Source organism: Dehalococcoidales bacterium (assembly GCA_035529395.1).
Lineage (GTDB): Bacteria > Chloroflexota > Dehalococcoidia > Dehalococcoidales > Fen-1064 > DUES01.
Genome location: DATKWT010000151.1, coordinates 1 through 5,387, shown reverse-complemented (window position 1 = coordinate 5,387; position 5,387 = coordinate 1). Strand labels below are relative to the sequence as shown.

The following is a 5,387-nucleotide window of genomic DNA, read 5'->3' as shown; positions in this document are numbered from 1 at the left end:
GATTGCTTCGGTGTCTCTTCGCTTTGCTCAGAGCCCCGGCTCGCAATGACATGTGAACAGCGTGTCACCCTGAGTTTACCTGCTGGCTTAACCAGCAGGCCGAAGCCGAAGGGTCTCACTCCACGGAATATACGGGCTGGTATTTCTGCAAGTGAGTGCCAGGCTTATATCGAACTCCCGGTCTGAGGGTTACTTCCTGCCTCTACTGACCGTCTTTTGTAGTCGGGAAGGGGCGTAGCAGGATATCTTCAAGAGGTAACTTCGGTCGGTACGGGGGTGTTCCATTGGCATAGCCGACAATTACCAACCCCAGCAGCATGATATTTTCAGGGACTCCGAGCAATCTCTTGATTGCCTCCCGGTCACTGATTGCCCCTACCCAGCATGAGCCCAGTCCCAGGGCGGCAGCCATTAGCACCATGTGCTCGGTGGCATTATAGGTGTTGGCGGTTGCCGGCGTGACGTACACAGCAGGGTCAGGTTCGTCCGTAGACTCCATGAGACGCTTGTAAACCGGGTCGTTAAGGGCGCTGGCGGGAAGCACTCCGGCATCGACCGCTTCCTGTCGTCGTTTCTTATAGGTGCTGCCGGAGTATGACGATAGGTCGGCACAGACTGCGAACACCACTCCCGCTTCCTCGATGAAGGTCTGGCCGAAGCACAGACGGCGCAGCTCCTTCTTTTCTTCAGGGTCGGTAACCACGACGTAGCGCCAGGGTTGCGAGTTGCTGGCTGAAGGTGCCTGTCGGGCTGCTTCCAGCATCTCGAGAATCATTTCGTCGGGTACAGGCGTCCTCTTGAAACTACGGGTGCTGCGACGCTGGCGCATGGCTTCGGCAACGGTTAGCATGGATCGGTCCTCCTGAGATTCATTTTCCGTTTTATGCAATCTGACTGCCTCCGGAGACGGACGGTCTGAGCGGGGCAGTCAACTCATGGTATTATGGTAGAGCACCCGGTCACTTGACATTGCCTTTCAGTACACTGCTTACCTTCGATATTATCTGCCTGCTGGTGGCCGGTTTAACCAGGAGGTCATCCGCTTCCTTACGAAGCTCTTTCAGCTTTGCCGGGTTACTCGCCTCTGCCTTAGCGGTGAAATATATCACGCGGACTTCTATACCTGATTTACGAATCCGTCGACACACCTCACGGCCGTCAAGTCCCGGCATCATTAGGTCAAGCAATACTACATCCGGACGTTTCTCTTCTATAAGTTCGAGCGCCGTCTGACCGCTGGTCGTGGTCGTTACACGGTACCCGCCCTTCTCCAGTATCCGGCCCAGCGCAACACAAAGGTGTGGCTCATCATCAACAACCAGAACATGCGCACTCTTCGCTACCATCGCTGCCTCCCTGACCTAGTGTAGTGATGAAAAAACCTTTCGACCAATCCCCGTGCGGCCCGGATGGAGCGCCTCTCAGAAGAGGCGGAGCCCTTCAGAAGGGGTGGTGCCCTGCTATACTTCCTCGTATATTGTTCATATTGTTGTCATGCTCTTCCGATTCCTTCATCCCTCATCTGCCAGCTATTCTACGCGGGCGAAGCGGACACTCTCATGCTATCGAGTACCCGCCGTCGAAGACAATACTCTGGCCGGTGATGAAATCAGATGCCGCCGACGCAAGGAAAACGGCTGTGCCAGCCACTTCCTCCGGTTCGGCAAAACGGCCCGCCGGAGTCCGCTGCACGATTCCCCGGTAGAAGGGTTCATTATCGATGACCGGCGCCGTCATATCTGTTCTCACCCATCCAGGTATGATGGCATTGACCTGAATGTTGTTGCCCGCCCAGGCCACTGCCAGGGACTTGGTCATCTGAATAACGCCACCCTTACTCGCCGAATAGGGAAGAACTGAGGCACTGCCGAAGATAGAGTACTCCGACCCGATGTTGATAATTTTACCACCACCCGCTCCGACCAGTGCCGGATATACCGCCTGCGAGAACAGAAAGACTGACTTGAGATTGGTGCCGACCACATTATCCCAGGTCTCCTCCGGTATCGACTGCGGCGGCCCGCCTCCAGAGATACCGGCGTTGTTGACCAGGATATCGAGTCTGCCAAACTCCTTCAGCGTGGCATCAACTGTGGCCTGAATATCGTCGCGGCTCTGCACATCACAACGAATACCCCGGCAGCGGCGACCCAAACCGGTAATCTCATCAATCACACGACCGGTCTTTTCTTCGTTGCGGGCAGCGATGACGATTTCGGCACCGGCACGGGCCAGCCCGATGGCAATGCCACGACCAATACCGCCGTTACCGCCGGTGACAATGGCCACCTTTCCTGTCAGGTTAAATTCCTCTATCAATACAAACCTCCCGATGCTGGAGACCTGGACGTCCGTCGTCCGGGACTAGATTATGTTGACTGCGTTACGTGGTCTGCCGGTACAATTCCATCGTCACATCAACTATACCACTCCGGTATCATGCCGGCACCAGTTATACTATCTTCCAGTATACACTAGATACACAAGGTCAAGGAAAGCAGATGGCATCTTTATGGTGCAGTTTGACAAGACCGCCACGGCTACTTAAAGTGTTGGAGACAGAGACCGGGGAGAGTGTTTATGCGAAGTCTGTACGGGGGCATTGAGGCTGGAGGTACCAAGTTCGTCTGTGCCGTGGGTACCGGCCCCGATGACGTGCGTGCCGAGACTCGCTTTGCCACGACAACTCCGTCCGAGACCATCGGACGGACTATTGCCTTCTTCCGTGAGCAGCCGGAACCTCTGGCAGCTATCGGCATCGGTTCCTTTGGCCCACTCGACCTCAATCCTGATTCACCGACCTACGGCTATATCACCACCACACCAAAGACAGGCTGGGCACACACCAACTTCGCCGGTGTACTGCAAGAGGCTCTCAATGTACAGGTGCTACTTGATATCGATATCAATACTGCCGCTCTTGGCGAGCACAAATGGGGGGCGGCACAGGGATTGGACACCTTCATTTACCTCACGGTGGGCACCGGAATCGGCGGTGGCGGCATGGTGAACGGTCATCTGATACACGGTCTGGCCCATCCCGAAATGGGACACGTATACATCCCGCATGACCCGGTCAATGACCCGTATCCCGGTTGTTGCCCGTATCATGGCGACTGCCTGGAGGGGCTGGCCTGCGGTCCCGCCATAGAAAAGCGCTGGGGACAACCACCGCAGACCCTACCCGCCGACCACCCCGCCTGGCGTTTAGAGGCAAGGTATCTGGCCCTCGGTCTGGTCAATATTATCTTCACACTTTCACCACAGCGGGTAATTATCGGTGGGGGTGTCCTGCAACAGGAATCGCTGCTACCGATGGTGAGGAAGAATGTGCATGAGTTGATACGCGGTTATGTGCCCGTACCACAGTTCCTCAACGAGACTGACAGCTACATCGTTCTTCCTGCTCTCGGGCAGAAGGCCGGGGTGCTGGGGGCGATTGCCCTGGCGCAACAGGCTACGCCTTTGCCGTGAGGTGAAGGAATACCAGTGCCCACTCTCATACACACACTGACAGGTCCCGGGAGTAGAGACCCTTCGCTCTGCTCAGGGTGTCGCGCCATTGAGGACAGTGGCGCATAATCTGAATGTTGTGCGGAGTTACTCAGTCAGGTATTAGTCCGCACTGAAACCGGGTTCCAGTTCCAGTTGCAAGGCAACCAGTATCCGACAGAGCATGATGAAATACCCGATAACCAGGGTAAGCTCAACGATATCGTGCTCGCTGAAGAACTCCCTGAGCTTGCTGAAGGTCTGGTCGGAGACATTGTTGTCCCGTGTGACTTCATCCGTATAGCGCAGCACGATACGCTCCTGCTCGTCGAACAGGGATGATTCCTGCCATTTCTCCATTTCGTCAATCTGCTTCCGGGTGAGACCGGCGGACACCCCAAGGGGAGTGTGATGCAGGAACTCGTAGTCGGCCCCGGTGAGGTTCCCCACTCTCAAAGTAGCCAGCTCCCGCAGCTTCATGGGGACATTCTCTCCCCGAAGTACGGAGCCGGCGAAGCGAAAGTACTCCGGACCCATCTGCGGGCAGTTCGCTATCAGCTTTATCACGTTGAGGACTTCCCGGCCCTGCTCTTCGCTCCTCTGGTACATCTCCCGGAACGCCGGGTCGACTTGCTCTTTGTTCAACAAACTGACGCGTGCCATTCTTCCTCCCTGTACCTCAGTATTCAGTGCAGTTATTACCTGCCCCTATCAGGCAATCACACCCTTCGACTTCAGGCGGTCAATGTCGTCCCAGGTATAGCCATTCTCAAGGAGCACTTCCTCGGTATGCTGGCTGAATTCCGGAGCAGGCGTCCGGAGGGTCGCCGGGGTCTTGCTCATCTTTATCGGGTTGGCGATGACCTCCAGGTTACCGTGGGTTGGGTGGTCAATGGTGACAAACATGTCATTGGCCCTGGCCTGCGGGTCGGCGATTGCTTCAACGAAAGTCTGGTACGGTGCGAAGGGTAGTCCCGCTGCCTTCAGACGCGACTGCCATTCGGCAAGAGTCCTCTCGTGGAAGACATCTTCCACGATGTGGTACAAAGCGGCGCAGTTCTCCATCCTCACCTCGAAATCCTCGAACCTGGGGTCATGCTGCAGGTCTTCCCGGTCTATCGCCTTACAGAACTGCGGCCAGTAGCGTTCCTGCTGAAGCAGGGCAAGCAGCACCCACCGTCCGTCTTTCGCCTCATAGGGGAGAGTCAGGGGATTCAGTGCCTCCTCCCGCGATTTCACCCGCCAGTCGGCCAGGTCCAATCCGGTGGTCAGCGCCCCGGCTATAAAAAAGGAAAGCTGGTAGAAGCCGACGTTTAGCAGGGATAAGTCAACCTCCTGCCCCATTCCGGTCTTTTCACGAACATACAGGGCGGTCATGATGCCGGCGAACAGGCCCAATGCGGTAACGTTATCGCCGATGCCGCCACCATCAATAAGAGGAGCCGTACCGGGTACGCCAAGCAGGTAGCCCAGTCCTGACCGTGCCCAGTAAGCGATAGAATCATAGGCCGGGTCATTACAGTCCGGGCCTTTCTTACCGTAACCGGACAGCCCGGCGTAGATGAGCCGGGGGTTTAACCGGCTCAGCGCATCGTAGTCCAGTTTGAATTTCTCCCGCTCGAAGAGCCGCAGGTTGGTGGTAAAGACATCGGCACTTCCCACCAGACGGTAGATTACCTCCCGACCCTCGTCCTGCGAGAGGTCAACCGCCAGGCCCCTTTTATTGCGGTTATAGGTCTCCCAGTTGTAGTTGATATCAGACGGAGCACCGGCGCCACCACTGCCCAGGCCAGCCTGGAAACCCCGCCATGAGTCCCCGGTCTTCGGGTTCTCTACATGGATAACGTCAGCACCAAAATCAGCAAGGTGGCGGGCCGCCATCGGTACCGCAGCCA

General features: G+C 56.5%; 6 protein-coding genes. 1 reads left to right on the top strand and 5 read right to left on the bottom strand.

Features of this window, described 5'->3' with window-relative positions; all coding sequences use genetic code 11:
• Positions 1 to 202: 202 nt before the first annotated feature.
• The 3 genes from VMW13_09705 to VMW13_09695 all read right to left on the bottom strand — a co-directional run bounded on the left by VMW13_09705 (position 203) and on the right by VMW13_09695 (position 2,319).
• Positions 203 to 850, bottom strand: a complete 648-nt coding sequence (locus VMW13_09705) for a nitroreductase family protein (protein HUV45091.1) — start codon at positions 848 to 850, stop codon at positions 203 to 205.
• Between the two features lie 109 nt (positions 851 to 959).
• On the bottom strand, positions 960 to 1,346 hold the full coding sequence (locus tag VMW13_09700; GenBank protein ID HUV45090.1) for a response regulator: 387 nt from the start codon (positions 1,344 to 1,346) through the stop codon (positions 960 to 962).
• A gap of 211 nt (positions 1,347 to 1,557) precedes the next feature.
• Positions 1,558 to 2,319, bottom strand: coding sequence for a glucose 1-dehydrogenase (locus VMW13_09695; protein ID HUV45089.1), 762 nt, complete (start codon positions 2,317 to 2,319; stop codon positions 1,558 to 1,560).
• Between the two features lie 261 nt (positions 2,320 to 2,580).
• On the opposite strand from VMW13_09695, the gene VMW13_09690 reads away from it, so the two are divergent.
• Positions 2,581 to 3,474: an ROK family protein gene (locus VMW13_09690; protein HUV45088.1), complete on the top strand. Its 894-nt coding sequence runs from the start codon at positions 2,581 to 2,583 to the stop codon at positions 3,472 to 3,474.
• A gap of 141 nt (positions 3,475 to 3,615) precedes the next feature.
• Here VMW13_09690 and VMW13_09685 read toward each other — a convergent pair whose 3' ends face one another.
• Both VMW13_09685 and VMW13_09680 read right to left on the bottom strand, forming a co-directional pair.
• Complete coding sequence (locus VMW13_09685) at positions 3,616 to 4,155, bottom strand: carboxymuconolactone decarboxylase family protein (GenBank protein HUV45087.1); 540 nt, start codon at positions 4,153 to 4,155, stop codon at positions 3,616 to 3,618.
• Positions 4,156 to 4,203: 48 nt separating this feature from the next.
• Positions 4,204 to 5,387: CoA transferase (locus VMW13_09680; GenBank protein ID HUV45086.1), on the bottom strand; the 1,184-nt coding region annotated here is incomplete at its 5' end.